This window comes from Achromobacter sp. GbtcB20 (genome assembly GCF_019091095.1).
Classification (GTDB): Bacteria; Pseudomonadota; Gammaproteobacteria; order Burkholderiales; family Burkholderiaceae_B; genus Achromobacter; species Achromobacter mucicolens.
Genome location: NZ_JAGXJZ010000526.1, coordinates 1 through 273, shown reverse-complemented (window position 1 = coordinate 273; position 273 = coordinate 1). Strand labels below are relative to the sequence as shown.

The following is a 273-nucleotide window of genomic DNA, read 5'->3' as shown; positions in this document are numbered from 1 at the left end:
CAGCTGCTCGGCGTGGCAGGACGCCTGATGACCTTCTCGAAGAGCTGGACCCTGGCCGACCTGCCGCCCTACCAGCACGCCGACCCCGGCCCCGGCTTCACGAAGCTGCACCAGATCATCCGCGAGCTGCTCGACACCGTGATCTCGTCCAAGTACTTCGCCATCGCCCTCGGCGAAAACCGGCCCTGCTACCACATCGGCATGCTCGACTCGGGCAAGATCGACGAGAAGACCACCTTCTACATCGCGGTGAGCGCCGACATCCCCGCGATC

1 protein-coding gene is annotated in these 273 nt (G+C 65.2%); it reads left to right on the top strand.

The genetic code is table 11. From position 1 onward, the window contains the following. On the top strand, positions 1 to 273 hold a 273-nt coding region (gene tssK, locus KVT32_RS30065), incomplete at both ends, for a type VI secretion system baseplate subunit TssK (RefSeq protein WP_217619426.1).